Here is a 22,529-nt window from a genome sequence, read left to right as displayed (position 1 = left end):
TCTACAGCACCTTTTCCAGGAAGGACCGGGTGCGCGGCTCTTGGGGGTTGCTGAGGACTTGGCGGGCGTCGCCGCGTTCGATGACGTAGCCGTCGTCCATGAAGATCAGGGAGTCGGCTACTTCGCGGGCGAAGCCCATTTCGTGGGTGACCACGACCATGGTCATGCCTTTTTTGGCGAGGTCCTTCATGACGGCGAGGACTTCGCCGACTTTTTCGGGGTCCAGGGCGCTGGTGGGTTCGTCGAAGAGCATGATTTCGGGGTCCATGGCCAGGGAGCGGGCGATCGCGACGCGCTGCTGTTGTCCGCCGGAGAGTTGGGCGGGGTAGTAGTCCCCGAACCCGGCCAGGCCGACGCTGGCGAGCAGTTCGTGGGCCCTCTTGGCTGACTCTTTCTTGTCCGCGCGCTTGACCAGGACCGGTCCGGACATGACGTTCTCGAGGGCGGTCATGTTCGGGAAGAGGTTGAACTGCTGGAACACCATGCCAACCCGGGTTCGCTGTTCGGCCAATTTCTTGGGCGGCAGGGCGTGGTAGGCGTGCGCCGTCTCGTAGAAGCCGAAGTCCTCGCCGTTGACTTTCAGCACTCCGGAGTCGACGGTTTCCAGGCCGTTGATGCAGCGCAGGATGGTGGACTTTCCGGAGCCGGACGGGCCGATGATGCAGCAGATTTCACCGCTGGCGATCTCCAGGTTGATGTCCTTCAGGACTGTTTTGGGTCCAAAGGACTTTCGGATTTTCTGGGCGAGAATCGTGCCGTCGTTACTCATCGGGCAGCACCTTCCGGGTCAGTCAGGACAACCGGCTTGGCCTTGCGGGGAAGCCTTGAGGTTGAGCGGGAGTATTTCTGTTCGAGCTTGGACTGCGGGTAGCTCAGCAGCAGGGTCATCACCAGGTACCAGAGGCTGGCCACGATCAGCAGCGGGATGGTTTCGTAGGTGCGGGCATAGATCAGCTGGGCGCTTTGGAGCAGCTCGGCAACACCCAGGACACTGACCAGGGAGGTTCCCTTGAACATGCCGATGACCTGGTTGCCGGTCGCCGGGATGATCGAGGGCATCGCCTGGGGGATGATGACCTTGCGCATCCTCGTCCCGGCGCTCATCCCCAGCGAGTCGGCGGCCTCGATCTGGCCCTTGCCCACGGAGGAGAAGCCGCCGCGGATGATCTCGGCCATGTAGGCGGCCTCGTTGAGCGTCAAGCCCACCAGGGCTGCGGTGATCGGGCCCATGATCGCGTTCGTGTCCACGGCCGTGCCGATGTCGGTGAACGGGATCCCGATTCTCAGGTCCGGGTAGAGCGCGGAGATGTTGAACCAGAAGATCAGCTGCACCAGCACCGGGGTGCCACGGAACAAGGTGATGTAGAGCCCGGCGGCGATGGAAACCGGCTTTACGTGCGAGGAGCGCATGATGGCCAGGGCAAGACCGAGCAGGGTTCCCAGGGCCATGGACGCGACCGTGAGGAAGATGGTGAGCATCAGCCCGCGCAGGATCGACTCGGCAAAGAAGTACTTCGCGACGACGTGCCACTTGAAGTTGGGGTTGGTCAGGACCGAGGAGAGGATCCCGATGCCGACAAGGATGCTGAAGATCCAACCGGCGTACTCGGAACGGGTCCGAAGCCGCAGCCGGGGCTTCAGGGCCGGATCAGTGCTGCCCATGCTTGATCTGCTCCCTTTGTTGAGAGTGGTGGCCATGAAAGGTGCCCCCCTGCTAGTTCAGCTTGGCGTCGGTAATTGCCCCGGACTCCAGGCCCCAGGTCTCCAGCGACTCCTTGTACTCCGGGGTTTCCAGGACTGACTGGATTGCTGCCTGCATGGCCGGGGTCAGCTCCGAGCCCTTCTTGAGACCGATCGCGGACAGGTCGCTCGAGCCGACATTGACCCGGCCCAGGAGGGTGAAGGAGTCCGGCTGCTGCTTCTGTGCCCATCCCAATGACGTGGTGTCATACAGGACGCCGTCGATCCTCTTGGCACTCAGCTGGACGAGGGCTTCCTGGATGTTGGGCAGCGTCACGGCGTTGATCTCCGGCTGTCCCTTGGAGGTGCAGGTCTGCTCGCTCAGGGCCGGGAGGCGCTTGAGCTGGCCGGTGGAGCCCTGGGTGACGGCGATGTTCTTCCCGCAGAGGGTCTCCATGGTGAGGTTCTGCGGGTTGCCCGCGGGCACAGCCACGGAGTTGCCGGCCTTGAAGTAGTCGATCATGTCCAGGACCTTGAGCCGTTCTTCGGTCTTGGCCATCGTGGTGGCGGTGAAGTCGAAGCGGCCGCCGTCCAGGCCCGGGATGATCGTGTCGAACTTGGTGTCCACGAACTTCAGCTTCAGGTCAAGCTTCTTCGCGACCAGGCGGGCGATGTCCGGGTTCAGGCCGATCGGGGTCTGGTTGTCTTCGGCGAGGAAGGTCGTGGGCGGGTAGTGCAGGTCCATGGCGACCGTGAGCTCACCCTTGTCCTTGAACGACTGCGGCACCAGAGCCACTACGGCCGGGTCAGGCTGGACACCCTCAGAGATGTCCCTGGTGTTATTGGTCAGTGACGTTGCTTCCTCAGAAGCCCCGGTACTGGTGGCCGCGCCGCCACAAGCACTCAGGGCCAAAACGACGGCAAGCCCCGCGGCTGCGGTCTGAACTTTTTTGATGGTCTTCATGGTGCTTCCCTTCGAATGGTTTCAGCCGATTTATTCCTGAAGCTGTTACCGTTTCAGGACTTTTGTTCGCATTTACTGGCCCGCCCAATTGGGCGTACCTACAGCGTTGATGTTGCGAGCAAGGCGTGTGATGTGAGTCTCGCTGGCTTCCTATGCAACCCTCTTTCTGTCCAATTGTCAACAGTAGAGCACTGTGTTGCTGGACTGTTGAATTGTTGACAACTGAACATCCAAGATCTTAGAGTCGAATCATCGGGCTTCGGGATCTTCAGCAGGCGCAGAAGCCGTGGAGCTCGGACAAGTCTCAAGTACGGGAGCCAATCTCTGGGCGTCCCGTACAAGATCACGATGAACGGACAAATTATGGCGACCTCAAACTCCCGGCCGGAGTACATCTCTTTTGACATCTACGGCACCCTGATCAACTGGGACAGTGATGCCACTACCCGCCGGCTCCTGGATGGCCGCCTGCCTGAAGAGCAGTGGCCTGCATTCAAGAAGGTGTTCCGCGGTTACCGCTTCGACGAGGTCCTTGAGTACAGGCCTTATGAGCAGATCCTTCAGAACTCGTTTGACCGGGTGTGCAAGTTCTTTGGCATTGGGCCGACCCCGGGTGCGGGCGCAGAGTTCGCTGACATGGTACGCAACTTTGGTGCCCACGATGACGTGCCGGCTCCGCTGAAGCTCATGGGCGACAACTACAAGCTGGTTGCCCTGTCCAACGCGGACGACAGCTTCCTGGAGATCAGCATCCCCAAGCTCGGCGCCGACTTCTACGCCGTGCTGACCGCCGAGCAGGCCCAGGCCTACAAGCCGCGCTACCAGGCCTTCGAGTACATGCTCGACACCCTGAACGCTAAGCCGGAAGACTTCCTGCACATCTCCTCGCACACCCGCTACGACATGCACCCGATGCACGACATGGGCTTCCGCAACCTCTGGGTGCTGGACCGTGGCTATGACCCCATCGGCCCGGGCTACGACCTCAACGTTGCCAAGTCCCTGGACGAGATCAACAAGCACCTCGGCCTTTAAAACCGGTTCTGAGGCGAAAGGTCAACCCGTGAAACTCAACCCCTATTGGCTGGACACTGCCGAACCATCCGGGGACTACCGGCGCACTCCGGTCCCGGAAAACGTTGATGTCGCGATCATCGGCGCCGGCTTTACTGGACTCTCTGCAGCCCTGGAATTTGCCCAGCAGGGCGCCAGCGTTGCTGTTTTCGAGCGTCACACCGTGGGCTGGGGCGCATCCGGCCGTAACGGTGGCATGGCGACCACCGGTTTGGCCATCGGCTTCAGCACCGCGGTCAAACGCTACGGTGAGGCGCGTGCGGTGGAGTACTTCCGCGAGTACAACGATGCGATCGACAGCATCGAGAAGCTCGTCCACGACCACGCTATCGACTGCGACTTCAACCGGCACGGCAAGCTCTCGCTGGCCTTCCACGAGTCGCACAACGACGGCTTCAAGAAGTCTCAGGAACTGCTGGCCAAGCTGGTCGATCACCACGTCACGGTTATCCCCAAGTCCGAGATCCACTCCGAAATCGGTACGGACTTCTACCAGGGCGCCATGATGGACCCGCTGGGTGCGGGCCTGCACGTGGGCAAGTTCGTGCATGGTTTGGCCGGGGCGGCCGGAGCCGCCGGCGCACAGATCTGCGAGGAGGCCGGTGTTACCGAGCTGAAGAAGGTTTCGGGCACGGTGCACGATGTGCACACCACCCGCGGTATCACCCGGGCCAAGCAGGTCCTGGTTGCCACCAGCGGCTACACCGGCGGCGTCACGCCGTGGCTGCAGCGCCGGGTGATCCCGGTGGGCAGCTTCATCATCTGTACCGAGCCGCTGCCGGAAGACGTGATTGACCGCATCCTGCCCAACCGGCGCATGGCTTCGGACAGCAAGATGCTCTGTTACTACTTCCGGATTACGCCGGACAACCGCCTGCTCTTCGGTGGCCGGGCAAGGTTTGCGCTGTCCAGCACGGACTCGGATGTGAAGAGCGCCGAGATCCTGCGCAAGGCCATGCTGGAGCTGTTCCCCTACCTGTCCAACGCCAAGGTGGACTACATCTGGGGCGGCCTGGTAGACCTGTCGATGGACCAGATGGTCCACGCCGGCGTTCATGACGGCCTGTACTACTCCTTGGCTTACAGCGGACATGGCGTGCAGATGGCTGCGCACATGGGCAAGCGGATGGCTCATTACATGGCCGGGGACAAGTCCGCCAACGTCTGGGAAGACCTGAAGAACCCGGCCGTACCGGGCCACTTCGGTCCGCCGTGGTTCCTGCCGTTCATCGGTGCAGCCGCAAAAATCATCGACCGAGTCAAGTAGACAGAGTAAGGCATCATGGTCCCAGAAACAGCCGTGGCTCAAACACGCCCAAAAACCACAGAGGAAACCGCCTACCGGCGGGCACGCTTTGCAGACCTTCCCGGAGGCGCTTTCTTCGAAGGGAAGTGGCAGGGCGCTGAGCTCACGGTGGAGGTCCGGGACCCGGAAGACGGTGTCCTCATCGGCCGGGTGTGCACGTCAACGCCTGAAGATGTGCGGCGTGCCGTCGGGCATATCCACCGCCACCTGCAGGTGGACAATTGGCCGTTGCGTGCCCGGCGGGAGGCACTGGAGGCTGCGGGCCGACTGTTGGGGGAGCAGGCCGAGCGGTTCGCGAACATCATTGCCGCGGAGAGCAGCAAGACCATCACCGAGGCGGAGCGCGAGGTCCGTCGGTGCGTGGAGACCCTGCGGCTTTCCGCGGCAGCCGCGACGGAGCTCGGGGGCCAAACCCTTGGTTTCGAGGACAGCCTGGCCGCGGGCAGCAAGATCGGCTGGTATAGCCGCAAACCGGTGGGCATCGTCGCGGCGATCACTCCCTTCAATGATCCGTTGAACCTGGTGGCGCACAAGCTGGGACCGGCCCTGATCGGCGGCAACGGTGTGGTGCTCAAGCCCTCGACGTGTACCCCGTTGACAGGCCTGGCGTTTGTGCAGCTGCTGCTTGAGGCGGGTGTCCCGTCCGGGCGGATCGCGGCGGTCGTGACCGGCCCCGGCGTGTCCGAAGCGCTGATCACCGACCCGCAGGTGGACCTGATTTCCTTCACCGGCGGACCCTCCACGGCCGAGCGGATCGCCGCGGCGGCCGGGGCGAAGAAGATCCTCTCCGAACTGGGCGGCAACAACGCCACTATTGTCTGCGCCGACGCTGATGCCAAGGCGGCGGCCGAGGCGATCGTGGCCGGCGCGTTCGGGGTGGCGGGGCAGAACTGCCTGTCCGTGCAGCGGGTCTACGTGCACATCTCCTTGTTCGACAGGGTGCTCGAACACGTCACCGCCGGGACCAAGGCGTTGAAGACCGGGTCGAAACTGGACCGGAGCACCGACGTCGGCCCGTTGATTTCCGAGGGAGAGGCGTGCCGGGTCGAGGAGTGGGTGAACGAAGCCACGGCGGCCGGCGCGAATGTACACGCCGGCGGGAAGCGCCGGGGCGCCTACTATGAACCGACCGTGCTGACCGATGTGGCCCCGGAGTGCCGGGTGATCCGTGAGGAAGTGTTCGGACCCGTGGTGGTCATCATGCCGTTCATCGAGGTCCAGGACGCTATCTACGCGGCGAACAACACCGAGTACGGGCTGCAGGCCGGAGTGTTCACCCAGTCTATTGACCTGGCCCTGGCCATCGCCGAGAAACTGCATGTCGGCGCCGTCGTCATCAACGAGACGTCCGACGTACGGATCGATTCCATGCCGTTTGGCGGATTCAAGAAATCCGGTGTGGGCCGCGAAGGCGTACGGTACGCCGTGCACGAAATGACCGAACCCAAGAACACCATCCTCAACCTTGGCGAGCCCCAGCGCTGGCAGCGGTCCGAAGGCCTGACGGAGATTCCATGAGCACGCACAGCATCGCAGTTATTGCCGGGGACGGGATCGGCACCGAAGTCGTCCCGGCAGCGATCGCCTGCCTGGAGCGGATCGCAGAGCTCCATTCCCTGGACCTGGCCTTCACGTTCTTTGATTGGGGCTCGGAGTTCTACCTCCGGCACGGTCGAATGATGCCCGTGGACGGCCTGGAACAGCTGGCTAAGCATGACGCGATCTTCCTTGGCGCGGTGGGCTCACCGGAGGTCCCTGACACCGAATCGTTGTGGGGTCTGCTGATCCCGATCCGCCGGGAGTTCCAGCAGTACATCAACCTCCGCCCGGTCAAGACGCTCGACGGCGTAACCTCGCCGCTGGCGGCGAAGAACCCGATCGACATCCTGATCGTGCGGGAAAACAACGAGGGCGAGTATTCCGAGGTGGGCGGCCGGATGTACCGGGGCCTGCCGCAGGAAACCGCGGTACAGGAAACCGTGTTCACCCGTCTCGGTGTCTCCCGTGCGGCGCGTTTCGCCGCGGCCCTGGCGGCTTCCCGCACGGGGAAGCTGACGTCCGCAACCAAGAGCAACGGCATCATCCACACCATGCCGTTCTGGGACGAGATCGTGGCAGAAACCGCCCGCGACTACCCGGAGGTGACTGTCACCCATGAACTGGTGGACGCCCTGGCCGCGCACCTGGTCCTGAAGCCCTGGACCCTGGACGTCATTGTGGCCTCGAACCTCCTTGGTGACATCCTCTCGGACCTGGGCAGCTCCGTGACCGGGTCCATCGGCTTGGCCCCGAGCGCGAACCTGAACCCGGAGGGGGACTTCCCGTCCCTATTCGAACCCGTCCACGGCTCAGCCCCGGACATCGCAGGGAAGGGACTGGCCAACCCGGTTGGCCAGATCTGGTCCGGCGCGATGATGCTCGAGCACCTCGGCCAACCCGAGGCGGCAGCGCACCTTCAGGCAGCGTTCGAATCCGCGCTACGGGACGGCCACGGCACCCGCGACGTCGGCGGAACCTCCTCGACGACGGAATTCACCGCGGCTGTCATGTCCGCCATTGACACCCTGGCCGGCACCCACGCTGCCGGCACCCACCCTGCCGACAATCAGGCCATAGCCGGACCCTCGGCGTCATGACGCCCGCTGTCGAACGCAAGCGTCCCGTCGTCGCCGCCCTGTACCGGGAGGCTCTTCCGCCACGGATTGCCGAGGTCGAGGAACTCGCTGAGGTCCGGCTGACCAAGGCGCACGGACTCGCGAAGGCCATGGACGGCGCGGACGTGCTGTACCAGTGGCACTCGTTCTCGCCGGCGCTCAAGGAGAACTGGGCTGCCGCCGGCTCCCTGAAATGGGTCCCCGTCTCGGCAGCCGGCGTGAGCCAGCCGATGTTCGATGAACTCATCCGCAGCGACATCACCTAAACAAACTCCCGCGGAGTGCTCAGCCGGGCCATTGCGGAGTTCGCGCTCGGTTTCGTGCTGGACATGGCCAAGGACACCCAAGTTGACTACCTGGTCCTCGCCGCGCCCCTGAGCAACGACACCAGGGGACTGGTCGACGCCGACGTCCTGGCCGCGATGAAACCCACAGCGCGGCTGATCAACGTCGGCCGCGGGGAACTCGTCTACCCGGGGCCCTGACCCAAGCACTGTCATCCGGCTTCATCGCAAAGAAGAGTCGTAAGCCGGGAGTAAGTAGAATGACTCTAAGAGGCGACCGACAACGGCGCCCAATCTCGCCGTAGACCACCACAAAAACAATGCGTGGATCTGTTGTTCCGGTGCTCGGGGTACCGCGCCAGCCTCATCTTGGATTGCGTGCTTTTGGCGGTCGCCTTCTTGCTGTGCCGCGCTCGGCCGCTGAGCCTACGAGCTTTGCAAACTGCAGGTGAAACAGGGAAACGCAAAGTCTCATCGGCAGCCGACTTAAACGGACTAACCGGGGGAAATTGGTCTGGAGCAACGAAGAAGCAGGAGGGAGTGCCTCCCTGTTGGAAGGCACTCCCTACAAAGCTCTTGTCAATCTTTAGGTTTCAGCCGTTGGAGGCCGCGCTTTAGTGCAGCTTTTGAAAGGCCCGGGCCAGTGCCTCTATCAGACGGTCCGCATCCTGCATGGAGAATGGCATGGGCGGTCGGAGTTTGAGGACATTGCCCTGGGCCCCGGACGCTGAGATCAGGATCCGTTCTTGCCGAAGCTGGTTGACGATGCCGGCGGCAGTATCTCCATCAGGGGTTAGCGTGGAGCGATCGGTCACAATGTCGACTCCCACGAACAGGCCGCTTCCGCGGACCTCCGCAACCTGCTCCAGACCCTGGGTAAACTGCTTCAGTTCGGTGAGGATCTTCCCGCCGACCTTGAGGGAATTTTCCATGAGTGATTCTTCGCGGAGCACGTCCAGTACTGCCTGGGCCGCCGCGATGGCAACCGAGTTTCCACCGAAGGTATTGAAGTAGCGGATGTTCTTGCCGAACTCTTCGAGCAACTCGGGCCTGAAGACGGCTGCAGCGATAGGGATGCCGTTGCCCATCGGTTTACCCATGGTCACGATGTCCGGGAGGATTCCATGCCGCTGGAAGCCCCACCATTCCTCCCCCGTGCGTCCAAAGCCGGGCTGGACCTCATCCGCGATGTATAGGCCGCCGGCCGCATGAATTTCTTCGATAATCGGGCGAAGGAAGCCCGCTGGGGCTGCGAAGATGCCGTCGGAGGAGAAGATGCTGTCGGCGATAAAGGCCGCAAGTCCAATGCCGTGCCGTTGCAGATCAGCGATGGCGCTGCGCACTTGACCCCGAAGGTGGTCCTCCAAGGACTTCTTATCCGATGAGTATCGCAGGGCGTCCGGTGCGTCGATAACCCGCACGTTCGCCCCCAAGGGCACTCCTACGCCCAATGATGGCGAGAAGGATGCTACCTCAGCGGTCAGGCCGTGATAGGCGCCGGACGTTACGATGATACCCTGTTGGCCCGTTGCGTACTTTGCCACCCGCATGGCCAGGTCATTGGCTTCGGACCCCGTGCAGGTATACATCACATGGCCAAGCTGGATAGGGAACGTTGAGAGGAGTTGCTCCGAGTAATCCAGGATAGGTTCCTGGATGTAACGGGTGTTGGTGTTCAGTGTCTGCATCTGTTCGTGGACGGCGGCCACCACTCGTGGGTGGGCGTGGCCCACGCAGGGGACGTTGTTGTAGACGTCCAAATACTCGTTTCCATCACGGTCAAACAATGAGACGCCTTTGCCGCGGACTACCTCCACGGGAGTGTCATAGAAAAGCCGGTATCCGGGGCCGAGACTCCTGTCGCGGCGTCGAATGTTCTTTTGCATCTGATCGGGGAGTTCGTTGAGGCGGCCGGGATCAAAGCCGTTCACCATGGGCTTGGATGGCTTGCGGATGATGCTGGTAGAGCTGTCCATTGTTTCTCCTGAAGGCTGATTCATCGGGTTCAGAGTGCGAGGCGCATTTTTGGAGCCGGGCTGGCGGCTGTGGCGGCGAGCCGGTCCCAGTCCGTCTTTGAATGGGAGAGAAGATAATCTCGGGTTTCGGGCAGTTGAGCGGCCCGCCACTGCGTGATCAGGGCTCGTAGGAGGAGCCGGGCCGGCGCCGAAACTGTCAGCGCTTCGACCTCGTGAAGGGGCAGCGGACGGACACCGAGGTAACCATCCATGACGTTCAGTGCACGATTCCAGGGCTCACCCGGATCTGTCCCTAATTGGTTGGCCATAGCAACGCTGAGATCAAACATGACGGGGGTGCGCACTACATCCCCGAAGTCGATAATACCTGTGACGTATTGGGGGGTGTGAGGGCTGACGAGAACGTTGAACGGACTGAAGTCGCCGTGAACAACCTGTGGAGTGAGGGTGTCAAGAAGCGGAACCACTCGCTCGTCGAACTGATCGAAAATGTTCTCGGCCAGGGATCGCTTTTGCTTATCGTCAACATATTCAAGCAGCGGCCGCATCCGGTGGAAATGCTTAAGGTCCCATAGGAGCATGCGGTCGGCACGCGGATGATCGAAGTCCCGCAACGCGATGCCCAGCTGGGCCAAGCTTGAGCCGTATCGCTGGAGTTGATCAGCCGACGGCGCATGATCGGCGAGCAGCTTTCCAGGCATGAAGCGCATCACCCGAAGAACACGATCATAGGGACCATGCGGTACCGGAATGTGGACTTCGGGTTCCCCGACAAGGCTCTTTACAAGACGTTGGACTGGAAGCTCGGGCGCGGAGTGTTCCATATACTCCATGCAGGCCGTCTGCAGGTGGACGATCAGGGGATCCTCATCAGGGGACGACAACTTGACCAGATAGGTGTCCGCACCGTTCAGCAGGCGAAAAGTCTCGTCTTTCTCGGTGGGAATCCTCATGAATGTGCCGTTCAGGCCGTAATACCTTTGAAGGAGCTCCAAGACCTCCTGATCGGGAAGCTGTTTCTGCTCCGCAAGGAGTCCGCTCTCTGCTGCGACCGCGTCAATAAATTCAGCGTCATTACTGACATCCATGTCCTGGCTCCTGCTGTGTAAGGGATGTTCAACTGCTCAACAGTAAACAATCCTACAGGCAAGTGGCGTGCGTGCCAATGTTCCAGCTTCATGAAACCGCGGCTTCGGCTATTGCTTGCCTTGCCGGGCCCGTTCTACCAGCTTCGATCAGGAGGCAGCGTGTCGCGTCGCTATAATCTGTCGGATGACGTCCCGGTTCTCGATGATGGTCTCGGAGACAACCTTTTCCGCGATGACGGGATCACGGGTTTCAAGGGCCGTTACAATGTTTTGGTGCTCGGCTTCCAGTGCTTCCGGATCCTCGTACTCGTGTTTTTCGGTGGAGAGCACGAACATGAAGTACCTGAGTTCGGTGACCAGTTGCTGATAGAACGCCCTTAGTTTCCTGCTTCCAAGAAGGCCAATGAGTGCGCTATGTATCGCAAGGTCTTTTTCGACGATCTTGAAGGGGTCACCGCTTCTCAGAGTCGCCCGGAACTCTTCCATGGCGGCATGTACTTCATCTAAGTTCGTGCTTTCGGATACGCTTCGGGCAGCCGTGGTCTCCAGGTAGTAACGTGCGTTATAGACGTCCATGATTTCTGCGTCGGTGGGGTCCCAAACCACTGCGCCGTGATTCGGGCGATGGCGAATGAGGCCGCCAGCCTGGACTATGCGGACAGCTTCGCGAACGGTGTTTCTTGAAAGTTGCAGGTTGTCGGCGAGGACGCTTTCCCGGAGGCGCTCCCCAGGTGCAAGTCTTCCATTGAGGATCATGGTCGTGAGGCCGTCTGCAACCTGTTGCACAGTAGATGAATGGAAAATCTCGATTCGTTCAACCATTCATACATCCTAACGGCATTGTCGACTATAGGGCAGTTGATCGCGATGGCGTGAGAAGCGAGTGCCTTGGCTTGTCTCCTTGACCTGACGGGCAAGTACTCGTGGTTGTGGCTCTCGGCCATGACTTGAGGCGCTGGATCGTCATCGCGAGCGTAAGGAGACCTTTGGTCGGGGCCGGCAGCGGCGGAGGTGGGGGAGTTGAAGAAGCGGAACCAGTTGTCGGGGCAGGAGAGTAACATTCTGCGTCGGGCGGATACGTATCTGGCAAGGCACCTTAACCCCTATTTCGGCGACAACCGGGGCGGCCCTTCGATGGGACAGTCCCGTCGAGAAAGACTTGGGGTTGTCCGATGAGCAGTAACCCGACGACAGCGGACTACAACAAGGCCTCGGTCCTTGATGCGGTCCTTTCAGAAGCCCCGTTGACGCGCACCCGGTTGATCGAATTGACGCTTTTGAGCCAGGCGACGGTGTCCAGGAAGGTGGATGAGCTTCGTTCGGACGGTTTCGTCGTCGAGCAGGGAAGCGACGCGGTTGTGCGCCGGGGCCGGCCGTCCGCATATCTTGACGTATCCGGCGCGGCAGGGCACATTGTCGGTGTCGGGTCTCCTCCACTTTGCCAAGGGCCGGGGACTGGACCTGGATGGTATCGAAGCGCTCTGGTCCCGGCCCCTGAACGAGGCGTCCCGGGCGGAAGTGGTGGAGGTGCTTACGACGGCGATCGTCACCGCTGTCGGGGCGGTGGCAGTCACGCTGGACCCGGAGTCAGTGTATTTCGCGGGCCGCTTGAGTCCGCTCTTGGAGGAAGTCCTTCCCGAGGCGCGCAGGCGGCTGGCGCGAAGCCTCGCCGTCGTTCCTGAGATCACCGTGGCGCAGCAATTGATTGGACTGTCGGTGGCCCGGGGAGCGGCGTATGCCGGGCTGGCCCTGGCCCAATCCCGGCTCCGGGAAACCATGCTGAGCAGCTCCTGAGTTGGCCTGCTGCCATCCGCTTTGCCGCCTTACCGTTAGCGGCTTCCTGATGTGACCGTTCCGGGGCCATGATGCCCGACTGCCGCGGGGTCGCCGGCCGTGTCGCTGGGCGATCAGGTCATGTTCGAACGCTTCTTGGTCGGCGACCACGTAGAAAGACAAACTGGGGGCGGAGTCGGGGGGGCCTGTTGGGGACGAAGCGGCGAATGAATGTTGCTGTTATCGCTGCGAAGAGTGACAGGAGGAGCCAGGGAGGGAGTGCCGTGATCGACGGTGTGTAGGCGAGTTCGTACAGCGGGGCCAAGGCTGCATTACCGATGACGACTGCGAGTCCTCCTGCGGTGGCGAGCAAACCGTAATAGGCCCCTGTGGGGCGGCCGGCGGCGAACTCCAGTACCAGTCCCATGGCCATGGGCATTACACACATATTCCCGAGGGCAAGACCTGTTACGAGCAGGAGGGCCGGAAAGATGGGGAGACCGCTTGGCGGAGGGATGACCGCCAGGACTGCCATGGAGGCGAAGCCAAGGGACTGCAGGGCAAAGCCGACAGGAAGGGCGATTTCCGATCCGGCTTTGCGCATTAGCCGGGCTATGGGCCATTGAAGGGTGATGGTCAGGACGGATGTGTAGGCAAAGACCACAGCCAACGCACTTGCTCCTGCGCCGCTGCGTTCCAGTTCCACTGGAAGCCCGAAATACAGTTGGTTGGTTGCCAGGAGATTGACGCTGTAGAAGGCCGTGAATCGGACGAACTTTTTCTCCTTGAGGCAGGACCAGAGGCCCGACGCCGGTGAGGAGGCGGTCTTTCCGCCTGCCGTTTCGGGGTCGGCGCGGTCTGGTTTTGGCAGGAAGAACAGGAAGACTGCAGCCATCACGGCAAAGACCCCTGCCCCGACCAGCAGTGCGGTATCAAAAGCGGTTTTGAGTAGAAGCGTTGCCAAAAGCGGACCTACAACAGTACCTACCTCGCTGCAGACCACGAGCAGGGAAAAGAGTGTGGATCCCTGGTTTTTCCGTAAGGCGGCTCTGTGCGCGTCGTCTTCCGGTCTGGTGCCTTTCTGGAGGGCGCGGTGCTCGGCGGCAGCGGCCACGAGACTTTGCATCGCGGGCGCGAAGAGTGCGCCGCCGATGCCAGTCACAACGGCTCCAAACAGGAAGAGCGGGAAATCGGATGCCAACGCCAGAAGCAGAAAGCCCGCTACCCGTACCAGGCAACCCGCAATCATTGACTGCCGTGCTCCCCATCGGTCCGAAAGCGCCCCGCCGAAGAGAAACAATCCTTGCTGTGCAAATGTGCGCGCGCCAAGAACGATCCCGATTGCCAACGTTCCCATGCCGAAGTCGTCCCGCATGACGCCTGCGAGAAACGGCACCACGGAGTAGAAGCCGATGTGGAAAATCAACTGGCTGGCCAGCAACAGTTGCGGGGCGGGTCCAGTGCTGCCCGGACGTTTACGTGCCATGGGAGTAAGGATGCCCTGCACAGAGATGGGCAACTTGTGCGGGTTGGAGGGGCCGAGTCGCGCGGCCTTGCAGGAGGAAGAACAGGCGGGCTGTTTCTTCTACTTCTTCAACTGCGTCCACGGCCTGCGCCAGGGAAGGCGCGGATACGATCGGTCCGTGGTTGGCCAGCAGCAGGGCCCGGCTTGATGCTGCCGCTTTTTCGGCGGTCTCGCCCAGGCCCTGGTCTCCGGGTGCGAAATAGGGCAACCGGACCAGCCGCCCGACTCTCATGACGAAATAGGCCGTCAGGGGCGGCAGAACGTCATCATCGTCCACGTCGTCCAGGCACGAAAGCGCTGTAGCGTATGTGGAATGCAGATGGGCCACGGCTTGGTCCTGCAGTCGCGCCCGGTACATCGCCAAGTGCAGGAATGCCTCCTTGGACGGGGCTGCGCCGGCTACATGTTCGCCGGTGTCGGAAACCATTGCGAGATCGTCTGTTCTGAGTTCACCGAGAGAGGCGTTGGTGGGGGTGATCAGCATCCCGCCTGCCACACGCGCACTCAGGTTTCCGGATGTCCCCCTGGTGAGGCCTCGTTGGTGCAAGGACCTGGCCAGTCGGACGAGTTCGTTGCGGGTGTCCTTGGCGGTCACCGGTCGTGGTCCCATGCGTCGAGGAAGAGCCTCGGGCTTCCGAGGTTTCCGGACTTGAGCAGGATGGACAGCCCGGGTTCGGTTTCGGTTGTCAGCCATGGCACACCGGGGGTGACCTCCCTGCCGACACGGGCTGTGGTGATTCCGAGGCGGCGGACGACAGCGCCGGAGGTTTCTCCGCCGGCGACAATCAGTTGCCGGCAGCCCAGGCCGATGAGTCCTTCGGCGATTGTGGAGAGGCTCTCCTCGGTCATTTCGGCAGCCCGGGCCCTCCCGAGCTGCCTTTGCGCCCTCGCTACTTCCTCCGGCGACACGGTGGAATGGATCAGGACCGGGCCGTCCGCAATGTTCTCCCGGGCGAACTCCAGCGCTTCGGCGACCAGGTCCCGTCCTTCAGCGATGGCGACAGGGTCGACGAGGAAGCAGGGGCGGAACTGGCGGAACGTCTCGATTTGGGCTCTTGTCATCTCCGAGCAGCTGCCGGCGACGATCGCGGCCGGCCCCGTTGGCCGGGTAGCGTGCATCGGTTCTGCTTGCACGCGGGATCCGTGGGCAGCCGCCAGCCCGCCAATCAGCCCTGATCCCCCGGTGACAAGCGGATAATCGAGCAGTGCAGCGCCCAGCACTGCCAGATGACGGTCATTGAGGGTGTCAACGACGGCGTACCCGGTAGCCGCAGCGCTCAGCCCCTGGAGATGCGCTTGGACTTCAGCCGCGCCGGCTTCGATTGCGGTGTAGTCGACGCGACCCACGAGGGTCTTGGTCTGCGCCTGAAGCAGCCTCGGCACGTTCGAGTCGGACATCGGGGTCAGTGGGTGGTGCCGCATGGAAGATTCCTGCAGGAGGTCCATGCCGGCGAACAGCACACCGTTGTAAACGGTCCGCCCCAGTGCCGGCGTACCCGGAGCGACCACTGTGACCTGGCCGTCAGGGACGAACTCGTTGCGCAAGGCGTCTGCGACAGGGCCGATGTTTCCCTCGGGAGTCGAGTCGAACGTCGAGCAGTACTTGAAGTAGAGCTGCTGAACTCCCCGCGACTTGAGGGCGTGCGCCGCTGCCAGAGACCGCTCCACAGCTTCTGCGGCGGGCACGCTGCGGGTCTTCAGGGAAACGACGATGCAGTCGATGTCGTGCAGCTGCATGGACGGCTCAGGGATGCCGAAGGTCTGGACCACACGCATCCCGGCGCGCACAAGAGTGCCGGCCACGTCGGAGGCACCTGTGTAATCATCGGCGATAACTCCCAGCCACGGGACAGTGGCTTTCGTTCGGGTGTTTGGCATGGCTGGAATCCTTCTCGAGATTAGACGCGGTTCTTATGAGTCTTTGGAGGGGAAGATCGTGCTGAGCTGGGTCATGCCGGAGTCAGGCGAAGCAAGGACGATCGGTCCGCCAGGCTGCTCTTGGGTGTGCTTGACGACCCGGGCCATGGACGCTTGGGCGAGAACGACGACATCGCACTCCGCCGCCAGTTCCAAGAATGCGGCGAGCACCAGCGTGTCATGCAGCTCCCGGTCACCTGCGCGCAGGGCGGAGAAAGCGCCATCCACCTTTCTGGCGGTGATAGCGGGCGTCATGTTCTGCCTGGTGGCTGCGGCTTGGACGAGCCGGGTAGTGGGTCCAAGGGTGGCAGATACGGTTGCGAGCACGCCGATCCTGGCGCCGGATGCGACAGCGAGGTCAGCCATTGGAGTGTCGATGCGAAGGACAGGGATGGACACAAAGTCCCGGGCAGCGGTCGCCGCTTCACCGATGGAGGAGCAGCTCACCAACAATGCCCGGGCACCTGATTCTTCGGCGTAGCGGGCGTAGTTGACCAGCCGCCGTCGAACATGTCTTGGTGTGGTTCCCCTTTCAATGGTGTCGTGGAGCAATGACTCGTCCACGTAGTGCAGGACACGGAGGCCGGGAACCATGTTCTGGGCCCGGGCTTCCATGTCCGTCACCAGGCCGGGGACCGTGTGCAGCATTGCAAGCACAGTAGTGTTGTTCATCTCCAGGCCTGCTTCCCGGGGCGTGCTGCGGCGTGAACCGCCGGTGCTGCGGCAAGGCCGACACGGCGAGTGTTGTTCATCGTTGAGTCTTTCGCTTGTTGAATACGGTTTGTCCCTGTTCCGGGCTTGCCTCGCAAAGCGCTATCGTCCGCTTTGGTTCCGGTCAGATCAGCGTACGAAACAAGAAGAACTTGAATAACTACACGCCAGGCAACGCAATGTTTCCTTGCGCGAAAGAAGTGTCAATCCGTCGATGATCAAACGATCAAGTCACACGAGTGATCCGCCGTCGCGGGCGCCCGTGCTGATACGGAAAGAGGGGCTCTCCTTCCTGCTGTGCCGGCGGGGGAAGCGCGTAAATATGCGGTTGCCGACTGCAGCGAGGCGCCTGGCAGATCCCACCTCTGCTTCTTTCGTTTTTAGAAAAAGTGCCTTGCCCAATGGGTCCCTAATCAGCTTCTTCTTGTCACGTACGCTAGCAAATCCGAAGAGAATGCCCTTCAGATGCCGACCCCGAGGCGGGACAACGGCATTCATCAAGGGAAAGATGAGAAGGAGAAGCTATGGTCAAGGCCACCGTTATGAGCGACGCAACAACAGCAGATCCGGGGGAGCACACTCCCAAGGAGAATTCGGTTACGCCCGGCCAGACGGATGTGTCTTTCCGCCTTTGGGCCAGGGACGACTTCAAAGTGGGTATTTGGGAGGCAACTCCGGGAGTGTCCAAAACCGTCCGGCAGAATGACGAAATTTGCCAGATTCTGAGTGGGTCCGCAACCATCACTGAAGCGGACGGAACGAGCTTTGACATCGGTCCAGGTACTCTGTTCGTGATGCCGGCCGGCTGGGAAGGGGTGTGGACTATCCACGAAACCGTGCGCAAGATGTGGGTTGTCAAGGATGTTCCGGCGACGACCGACTAACCCAATTACGCGCAGACTAACTCGATTCGGCAAACGTCAGCGCCACCGCCGCGGTCACGGTTTGTCGCCGCGTCTGAGGTGAAAGAGTGCCCCGGGACAGCAGCAGCTGTCCCGGGGCACCCTGCAAGCCGGCCAGGCCGAAACTTGCCCCCAGTTCTGAATCATGGCTGCTTCCTTCTAGCTGTCGCACTTCATCAGTGCGGCCCTTCAAATATGCCTGGCGGCGCCGGCAGGATGATGCGGGCGAACAGGCTGCGCAGGCCCGCAATGTCCCCGAACACACTACGACGACGGGCCTGGGGTGGGCGGGTTCTAACGGTCGTTGAGTGCCGGCTCCCGTCGCCAGGTGGCACGATGCCGTGCTCGTTGACGTGTGCCTATGAACCTATCCTCGCTGCGAGGCCTTGTCGCAGGTGCTCAATGGCCGCGACGATCCGGCGGGGTGTCTTAGCCACGGCGGGGTAGAGGGCATAGATGTCGGCGCTGGGCGTCGGGACATCAGCAAGGACCTGCTGCAGGACCCCCTGCTGGATCAATGGGTTGACGTGCCAGGTGGAGCGCATGATCAGGCCGAGGCCCTGGACGCACCAGTCGGTCACGACATCCCCGTCATCACTGATCATGCTGCCCTTGACGTCGACATACTCATGCCCCTTCTCGCCGAAGCGCCACAGCGAGTAGTCGGCGTTGTTTTCACGCAGGACGATGCAGTTGTGCCGTTCCAGGTCCCTGATGTTCTTCAACGGCGATGCACCCTCAATGTAGCTGGGCGCCGCACACACGATCCTCCGGTTCCGCGCCAGGAGTTTTGCCTTGAGCCTGGAGTCCGACAGTCCTCCGACCCGGATGGCGATGTCGAAGCTCGTACCCGAGATGTTCAAAGGCAGTGGTGAGAGCTCCAAATCGATCTGGATCAAAGGATGTTGCCGGACGAACTCACCCAGCAGCGGCGCAATGTGCTTTCGACCGATTCCCAGGCTCGAATGGACACTGATCCGTCCCTTCAGCTCTCCATGCTGCAATGACAGGGCGTCTTCAAGATCAGTTTTTTGCTGCAGGATTGCCAGGGCGCCGGTCGCGTAACGCTCCCCTTCTTCGGTGAGGGTCAGCCTCCGGGTGCTGCGGCGGACCAGCGCCACCCCCAGGCGCGACTCGAGCGCGGCCAGACGTTTGCTTACCGCCGACACCGACTTACCCCAACCCCTGGCCGCTTCAGTAAGGCTCTGGGAACGGGCTACCTGTTCGAAGAACTCCAAATCATCAATCGATGTGAGATCCATCCTGCTTCTTTCGTTTTCAGCAATAATGCGTTGCCTTACAGGCCCTTAATCATTATTTTATTGTGTCGTACGCTGGTCGGACTGGAAGCACAGCCGACGATATGCCATCCAGAGGCAGACCGGGGACCGGACAGCGGCTTGCGATAAGGGAAGCAAGGTAGAAGCGTGACTGCACTCGAAACAGACGTTGTCATCGTCGGAGTTGGCTCTGTTGGAAGCATGGCCGGTTGGCAACTCGCCTCCCGTGGCCAGAGGGTCATTGGAATAGACCGGTTTTCGATTCCGGGCCCCTTTTCTGCCTACACGGGCGAATCGCGCCTCTTCCGCAAGGTCTACGCGGAAGGCGGGCATTACACACCCCTTCTGCAGAGGTCACAGGATGTGTGGCGGGATCTGGAGAAAATCACCGGCATTCGGCTGCTCAACACCACAGGTGCTGTCACGATATACGACGAGCACAATCCTCGGCTGGCATCGCTCCTCGCAGCCGGGAAAGACAATGGCCTTGACTACGAATTTCTCCGGGGCGACGAGGCCGGGGCCAAGTACCCCGAACACGTAATCAGGGACACCGATGTCACAATCTTCGACCCTGAGGGTGGCTACCTGACTTCCGAGAGAGCCGTGGCCGCCGCACTGCGCGAGGCTACCCGTCTAGGTGCTCAGTTACTGGGAAACCGGAAGGCGCAGAGCGTTGAACCCTACGGTGACCGGTATATCGTGCGGACCGATCAGGAAGACATCATCGCCTCCCGGGTGATCATCTCGCAGGGCAATGGTGCGGGAGCTGTGTGCAAGGAACTCGGTGTTCACCTTTCCGTTCTGCCACAGATCCTGACGTGGTTCCCCGTCGCGGATCCGGCGGCTTTCTGCAGGGAAGACATGCCGGTCTTCCTCAGGAGGGCGGAGGAAGCCGGAAGGTCGGACAACGCCCAGTTCTACGGGTTCCCGAGCGCCGACGGTTGGACGGTGAAAGTTGTCGCGAGCAGGTTCCTGGACGAGGTCGAGTCCATGGAGAAGCCTCCTACTTGGGATCCGCAGCATTTGGACACCATCCGGTCCTGGGTCCGGGAATTCATGCCGGGACTGATTCCGGACCCGGTGCGCGTTGCCACGTGCGCGGACGGTCATTTACCTGATACCACCGCGCTGTTCGGCGCTGTTCCCGGGATGGAAGGCGTCGTCGTGGCGGCCGGCTTCTCCGGCCATGGCTTCAAGATGGCTTCCGCACTGGGAGCCATTGCCGCCGACCTCCTGCTGGACGGAAAAACGACCACCGACCTCAGTTTCATGAACCCGGCACGGTTCCTCGGACCGGATACACGGCTCACGTCACTGGCTCTGAGCTAAGAGGTACCGATCCTTCACCCAAAGGCGATCGCCCATGTCGCCAAATAAACAAATAGCAACCAGAAAAATACAAACAACCAGGAACGGACAAATCATGGCAGACACGAACTTCCGGCCCAAGTACATCTCTTACGATGTCTACGGCACGCTCATCAACTTCACCATCTATCCAACCACCCAGCGCCTGCTCGACGGCCGCATCCCGGACGAGCAGTGGCTGGCCTTCAAAAAGATCTTCCGGGCATACCGGTTTGACGAGGTCAATGGCAACTACAAGCCTTACGAGCAGATCCTTCAGGATGCCTTTGACCGCGCATGCAAGCGGTTCGGCATCGGGCCAACCCCTGGTGCCGGCGCAGAGCTCGCAGAGGCAGTACGCAACGCCGTTGCCCACGAGGACGTGCCGGCCGCGCTGAAGCTCCAGGGCGACAACTACAAGCTGGTCGCATTGTCGAACGCGGACAACAGCTTCCTGGACATCAGCATTCCCAAGCTCGGCGCCGAGTGGCACGCCGTGTTTACTGCTGAGCAGGCCCAGGCCTACAAGCCGCGCCTCCAGGCGTTCGAGTACATGCTGGACAGTCTGAACGCCAAGCCCGAAGACTTCCTGCATGTTTCCTCGCACCCGCTGTACGACCACATTCCGATGTACAACCTGGGTTTCCGGGACCTGGTGATGCTCGATCGTGGCGCTGAACCCTTCGCCCCGGGCTACAACATCTTCACTGTTAAGTCCCTGGACGAGCTGAACAAGCACCTCGGTCTCTAACCCCGGGTCCGATGCGAAAGGCCACACCTTTAAACGAAAGCCGTATGCGGCGTCACGTCCCGATCAACCATTTCACTCAAGGCGTTCAAACGCTGGCACGGTGACTATGTACTTCCAAGAAGCCCGCCAACAACAGCTGGCAGGCTTCTTGGAAGACAAGGAACTCCGCCTGTTCTTGCGGCCGTTCTCCTGATCATCAGGGCGGGGCGGGCATTCTCGCAACTACTTGACTCTTGTTTCTTAAAGGCCGATAACGGATATTCCGTTAACCTGCCTCGGTCGGCCAAACCCGTGCCTGCTGGCGGCCGGAATTGATGGCGACTCTGATCCGTCCATGGCTGGGGTCAATTCAGGTTATCCACGGCTGGAAGTAGGAGCCGTTGGGGAAGCTCCATGGCAGCAGTAGCGGTGGATAACCTATGAGAATTGTCCCCGGCTGTGGGCAGGCGGACCTGACTTCTCGTTCAAACGTCGACCTGTTCGCAGGACCAGGCAAGGAGCCGTGTGTCAGCTTCGGGTGTAGGTCTGGGGTGACAGGCGGCAAGCCTGACGGCGATAGGTGAAAGTTCTTGCGTCAGCGGGGCAGGAGCAGGCGGATTTGGGTCTTGATGTCCTGGACAATCTCCTCGGTGCCAAGAGTGGGATTCGCACTCATTGCCATGCTGAGGAACATGACGGCCGAGAAAATGCGTGCGGTTGTTGCGGCATCATCGGCACTGACAAGTTCATTCCGGCCCAGAACGGCAGCGATAGCCTCCTCGGTCTGCGCGACGATGGAAAGAGCTTCACTGTGGTGGGGCTCCGTCGGGTCGCCGAAGACCATCTCGCGCAGGTAGGTGCGCCCATTGTCGACCTGGACGCGGTTGCACTCCACGATCGGCCGCACGATGGCCATCACTGCATCCAGTGCATCCGGGATGGTGTCAGCCTCGGCCCGGCCCCGCTCGAGCGCTTCCGCGTAGTGCGCGTTCTGCACTAGCAGGAGGAGTTCTCCCTTGGTCTTTGCGTAAAGGAACAGGGTTCCGGTGCCGATATCGGCCTTATCGGCGATCTGCTGGGTTGTGACCTCTTCGACCCCGTGTTCCGCGAACAGCGCACTGGCCGCGGCAGTGATGCGGTCAAGCTTCTGCTGCTTGTTCCGCTCGCGTCGTCCGAGCGGCTGGGATGCGACAGACATGAAGGTTCCTCCGGACCGTAAACTGACTGGACTCAGTTCTGAGTATAACGACCACCGAGAGCCGAGGCACCCCCCGTCCTGTCCGCTTCAAGCAGCGGGAAGGCTGGACGGTGCTTC

At 61.4% G+C, this 22,529-nt stretch carries 22 protein-coding genes and 2 pseudogenes; 12 read left to right on the top strand and 12 right to left on the bottom strand.

The genetic code is table 11. The features are described 5' to 3' along the window. Window position 1 precedes the first annotated feature (1 nt). From AC5RT3_RS11290 to AC5RT3_RS11280, 3 genes are read right to left on the bottom strand one after another with little or no spacing between them, the layout of a single operon-like run. The gene (locus AC5RT3_RS11290) at window positions 2–769 is read right to left on the bottom strand and encodes an amino acid ABC transporter ATP-binding protein (protein WP_494124203.1); all 768 of its coding nucleotides are present in this window, start codon (window positions 767–769) and stop codon (window positions 2–4) included. Continuing rightward, window positions 766–1,662, bottom strand: coding sequence for an amino acid ABC transporter permease (locus tag AC5RT3_RS11285; RefSeq protein ID WP_494124202.1), 897 nt, complete (start codon window positions 1,660–1,662; stop codon window positions 766–768). Before AC5RT3_RS11285 ends, AC5RT3_RS11290 begins: the two co-directional genes overlap by 4 nt. Window positions 1,663–1,714: 52 nt before the next feature. After that, window positions 1,715–2,644 carry an ABC transporter substrate-binding protein gene (locus AC5RT3_RS11280; RefSeq protein WP_494124201.1) on the bottom strand — a complete coding sequence of 310 codons (930 nt, stop codon included), beginning with the start codon at window positions 2,642–2,644 and terminating at the stop codon, window positions 1,715–1,717. Between the two features lie 363 nt (window positions 2,645–3,007). Here AC5RT3_RS11280 and AC5RT3_RS11275 point away from each other — a divergent pair, with 363 nt between their 5' ends. From AC5RT3_RS11275 to AC5RT3_RS11250, 6 genes are read left to right on the top strand one after another with little or no spacing between them, the layout of a single operon-like run. Then, window positions 3,008–3,679, top strand: coding sequence for an HAD family hydrolase (locus tag AC5RT3_RS11275; RefSeq protein WP_494012130.1), 672 nt, complete (start codon window positions 3,008–3,010; stop codon window positions 3,677–3,679). A 28-nt stretch (window positions 3,680–3,707) separates the two neighbouring features. Further along, window positions 3,708–4,985 carry an NAD(P)/FAD-dependent oxidoreductase gene (locus AC5RT3_RS11270; protein WP_494012131.1) on the top strand — a complete coding sequence of 426 codons (1,278 nt, stop codon included), beginning with the start codon at window positions 3,708–3,710 and terminating at the stop codon, window positions 4,983–4,985. Window positions 4,986–5,018: 33 nt separating this feature from the next. Then, entirely contained in the window at window positions 5,019–6,542 is a 1,524-nt protein-coding gene (locus AC5RT3_RS11265; RefSeq protein WP_494124200.1) for an aldehyde dehydrogenase family protein, read from the top strand. Further along, window positions 6,539–7,660, top strand: coding sequence for a tartrate dehydrogenase (locus tag AC5RT3_RS11260; RefSeq protein WP_494012133.1), 1,122 nt, complete (start codon window positions 6,539–6,541; stop codon window positions 7,658–7,660). The genes AC5RT3_RS11265 and AC5RT3_RS11260 overlap by 4 nt, the downstream gene beginning before the upstream one ends. Beyond that, window positions 7,657–7,944, top strand: coding sequence for a hypothetical protein (locus AC5RT3_RS11255; protein ID WP_494012134.1), 288 nt, complete (start codon window positions 7,657–7,659; stop codon window positions 7,942–7,944). Before AC5RT3_RS11260 ends, AC5RT3_RS11255 begins: the two co-directional genes overlap by 4 nt. 15 nt (window positions 7,945–7,959) lie before the next feature. Continuing rightward, a complete protein-coding gene (locus tag AC5RT3_RS11250) occupies window positions 7,960–8,163 on the top strand; it encodes an NAD(P)-dependent oxidoreductase (RefSeq protein ID WP_494012135.1) in 204 nt (67 codons plus the stop codon). A gap of 413 nt (window positions 8,164–8,576) precedes the next feature. On the opposite strand, the gene AC5RT3_RS11245 is transcribed toward AC5RT3_RS11250, so the two are convergent. From AC5RT3_RS11245 to AC5RT3_RS11235, 3 genes are all read right to left on the bottom strand, one after another. Beyond that, window positions 8,577–9,938, bottom strand: a complete 1,362-nt coding sequence (locus tag AC5RT3_RS11245) for an aspartate aminotransferase family protein (RefSeq protein WP_494012136.1) — start codon at window positions 9,936–9,938, stop codon at window positions 8,577–8,579. A 29-nt stretch (window positions 9,939–9,967) separates the two neighbouring features. Next, the gene (locus tag AC5RT3_RS11240) at window positions 9,968–11,026 is read right to left on the bottom strand and encodes a phosphotransferase (protein WP_494012137.1); all 1,059 of its coding nucleotides are present in this window, start codon (window positions 11,024–11,026) and stop codon (window positions 9,968–9,970) included. 147 nt (window positions 11,027–11,173) lie between these two features. Next, complete coding sequence (locus tag AC5RT3_RS11235) at window positions 11,174–11,848, bottom strand: GntR family transcriptional regulator (RefSeq protein WP_494012138.1); 675 nt, start codon at window positions 11,846–11,848, stop codon at window positions 11,174–11,176. 125 nt (window positions 11,849–11,973) lie between these two features. Between AC5RT3_RS11235 and AC5RT3_RS11230 the strand changes: the two are divergent. The 3 genes and pseudogenes from AC5RT3_RS11230 to AC5RT3_RS11220 all read left to right on the top strand — a co-directional run. Then, a pseudogene (locus tag AC5RT3_RS11230) lies at window positions 11,974–12,130 on the top strand (IS3 family transposase); the annotation flags it as partial. A gap of 68 nt (window positions 12,131–12,198) precedes the next feature. Further along, a pseudogene (locus AC5RT3_RS11225) lies at window positions 12,199–12,318 on the top strand (hypothetical protein); the annotation flags it as partial. A 16-nt stretch (window positions 12,319–12,334) separates the two neighbouring features. After that, on the top strand, window positions 12,335–12,820 hold the full coding sequence (locus tag AC5RT3_RS11220; protein ID WP_494012161.1) for a hypothetical protein: 486 nt from the start codon (window positions 12,335–12,337) through the stop codon (window positions 12,818–12,820). Between the two features lie 118 nt (window positions 12,821–12,938). Here the strand turns inward: AC5RT3_RS11220 and AC5RT3_RS11215 are convergent, their stop codons facing one another. From AC5RT3_RS11215 to AC5RT3_RS11200, 4 genes are read right to left on the bottom strand one after another with little or no spacing between them, the layout of a single operon-like run. Next, entirely contained in the window at window positions 12,939–14,285 is a 1,347-nt protein-coding gene (locus AC5RT3_RS11215; RefSeq protein ID WP_494012139.1) for an MFS transporter, read from the bottom strand. Next, window positions 14,275–14,934, bottom strand: coding sequence for a 3-oxo-tetronate 4-phosphate decarboxylase (gene otnC, locus AC5RT3_RS11210; RefSeq protein ID WP_494012140.1), 660 nt, complete (start codon window positions 14,932–14,934; stop codon window positions 14,275–14,277). Before otnC ends, AC5RT3_RS11215 begins: the two co-directional genes overlap by 11 nt. After that, entirely contained in the window at window positions 14,916–16,202 is a 1,287-nt protein-coding gene (gene otnK, locus AC5RT3_RS11205) for a 3-oxo-tetronate kinase (protein ID WP_494012141.1), read from the bottom strand. Before otnK ends, otnC begins: the two co-directional genes overlap by 19 nt. 33 nt (window positions 16,203–16,235) lie before the next feature. Then, complete coding sequence (locus AC5RT3_RS11200; protein ID WP_494012142.1) at window positions 16,236–16,913, bottom strand: aspartate/glutamate racemase family protein; 678 nt, start codon at window positions 16,911–16,913, stop codon at window positions 16,236–16,238. Window positions 16,914–17,476: 563 nt separating this feature from the next. Between AC5RT3_RS11200 and AC5RT3_RS11195 the strand changes: the two genes are divergently transcribed. Continuing rightward, on the top strand, window positions 17,477–17,836 hold the full coding sequence (locus tag AC5RT3_RS11195) for a cupin domain-containing protein (RefSeq protein WP_494124199.1): 360 nt from the start codon (window positions 17,477–17,479) through the stop codon (window positions 17,834–17,836). Window positions 17,837–18,213: 377 nt separating this feature from the next. Here the strand turns inward: AC5RT3_RS11195 and AC5RT3_RS11190 are convergent, their stop codons facing one another. After that, window positions 18,214–19,116 carry a LysR substrate-binding domain-containing protein gene (locus AC5RT3_RS11190; protein WP_494012144.1) on the bottom strand — a complete coding sequence of 301 codons (903 nt, stop codon included), beginning with the start codon at window positions 19,114–19,116 and terminating at the stop codon, window positions 18,214–18,216. A 165-nt stretch (window positions 19,117–19,281) separates the two neighbouring features. Between AC5RT3_RS11190 and solA the strand changes: the two genes are divergently transcribed. Then, window positions 19,282–20,466 carry an N-methyl-L-tryptophan oxidase gene (solA, locus tag AC5RT3_RS11185; RefSeq protein ID WP_494124198.1) on the top strand — a complete coding sequence of 395 codons (1,185 nt, stop codon included), beginning with the start codon at window positions 19,282–19,284 and terminating at the stop codon, window positions 20,464–20,466. Between the two features lie 94 nt (window positions 20,467–20,560). Beyond that, window positions 20,561–21,235 carry a haloacid dehalogenase type II gene (locus AC5RT3_RS11180; RefSeq protein WP_494012146.1) on the top strand — a complete coding sequence of 225 codons (675 nt, stop codon included), beginning with the start codon at window positions 20,561–20,563 and terminating at the stop codon, window positions 21,233–21,235. Window positions 21,236–21,809: 574 nt separating this feature from the next. Here the strand turns inward: AC5RT3_RS11180 and AC5RT3_RS11175 are convergent. Then, complete coding sequence (locus AC5RT3_RS11175) at window positions 21,810–22,412, bottom strand: TetR/AcrR family transcriptional regulator (protein ID WP_494124197.1); 603 nt, start codon at window positions 22,410–22,412, stop codon at window positions 21,810–21,812. Window positions 22,413–22,529: the final 117 nt, after the last annotated feature.

The sequence above is a fragment of the Arthrobacter sp. Y3221159 genome (assembly GCF_059089885.1).
Note: the sequence above shows the minus strand (reverse complement) of the source record. Positions and strands in the feature narration are given on the sequence as shown.

What these genes read in the sequence shown, in the direction of transcription:
- AC5RT3_RS11195 (WP_494124199.1), top strand. Translation starts at nt 17,477, where the DNA reads ATGGTCAAGGCCACCGTTATGAGCGACGCAACAACAGCAGATCCGGGG.
- AC5RT3_RS11255 (WP_494012134.1), top strand. Translation starts at nt 7,657, where the DNA reads ATGACGCCCGCTGTCGAACGCAAGCGTCCCGTCGTCGCCGCCCTGTAC.
- AC5RT3_RS11245 (WP_494012136.1), bottom strand. Translation starts at nt 9,938, where the DNA reads ATGGACAGCTCTACCAGCATCATCCGCAAGCCATCCAAGCCCATGGTG.
- otnC (WP_494012140.1), bottom strand. Translation starts at nt 14,934, where the DNA reads ATGGGACCACGACCGGTGACCGCCAAGGACACCCGCAACGAACTCGTC.
- AC5RT3_RS11275 (WP_494012130.1), top strand. Translation starts at nt 3,008, where the DNA reads ATGGCGACCTCAAACTCCCGGCCGGAGTACATCTCTTTTGACATCTAC.
- AC5RT3_RS11215 (WP_494012139.1), bottom strand. Translation starts at nt 14,285, where the DNA reads ATGGCACGTAAACGTCCGGGCAGCACTGGACCCGCCCCGCAACTGTTG.
- AC5RT3_RS11260 (WP_494012133.1), top strand. Translation starts at nt 6,539, where the DNA reads ATGAGCACGCACAGCATCGCAGTTATTGCCGGGGACGGGATCGGCACC.
- AC5RT3_RS11235 (WP_494012138.1), bottom strand. Translation starts at nt 11,848, where the DNA reads ATGGTTGAACGAATCGAGATTTTCCATTCATCTACTGTGCAACAGGTT.
- AC5RT3_RS11220 (WP_494012161.1), top strand. Translation starts at nt 12,335, where the DNA reads ATGAGCTTCGTTCGGACGGTTTCGTCGTCGAGCAGGGAAGCGACGCGG.
- AC5RT3_RS11280 (WP_494124201.1), bottom strand. Translation starts at nt 2,644, where the DNA reads ATGAAGACCATCAAAAAAGTTCAGACCGCAGCCGCGGGGCTTGCCGTC.
- AC5RT3_RS11285 (WP_494124202.1), bottom strand. Translation starts at nt 1,662, where the DNA reads ATGGGCAGCACTGATCCGGCCCTGAAGCCCCGGCTGCGGCTTCGGACC.
- AC5RT3_RS11190 (WP_494012144.1), bottom strand. Translation starts at nt 19,116, where the DNA reads ATGGATCTCACATCGATTGATGATTTGGAGTTCTTCGAACAGGTAGCC.
- AC5RT3_RS11200 (WP_494012142.1), bottom strand. Translation starts at nt 16,913, where the DNA reads ATGAACAACACTACTGTGCTTGCAATGCTGCACACGGTCCCCGGCCTG.
- otnK (WP_494012141.1), bottom strand. Translation starts at nt 16,202, where the DNA reads ATGCCAAACACCCGAACGAAAGCCACTGTCCCGTGGCTGGGAGTTATC.
- AC5RT3_RS11290 (WP_494124203.1), bottom strand. Translation starts at nt 769, where the DNA reads ATGAGTAACGACGGCACGATTCTCGCCCAGAAAATCCGAAAGTCCTTT.
- AC5RT3_RS11240 (WP_494012137.1), bottom strand. Translation starts at nt 11,026, where the DNA reads ATGGATGTCAGTAATGACGCTGAATTTATTGACGCGGTCGCAGCAGAG.
- AC5RT3_RS11180 (WP_494012146.1), top strand. Translation starts at nt 20,561, where the DNA reads ATGGCAGACACGAACTTCCGGCCCAAGTACATCTCTTACGATGTCTAC.
- AC5RT3_RS11175 (WP_494124197.1), bottom strand. Translation starts at nt 22,412, where the DNA reads ATGTCTGTCGCATCCCAGCCGCTCGGACGACGCGAGCGGAACAAGCAG.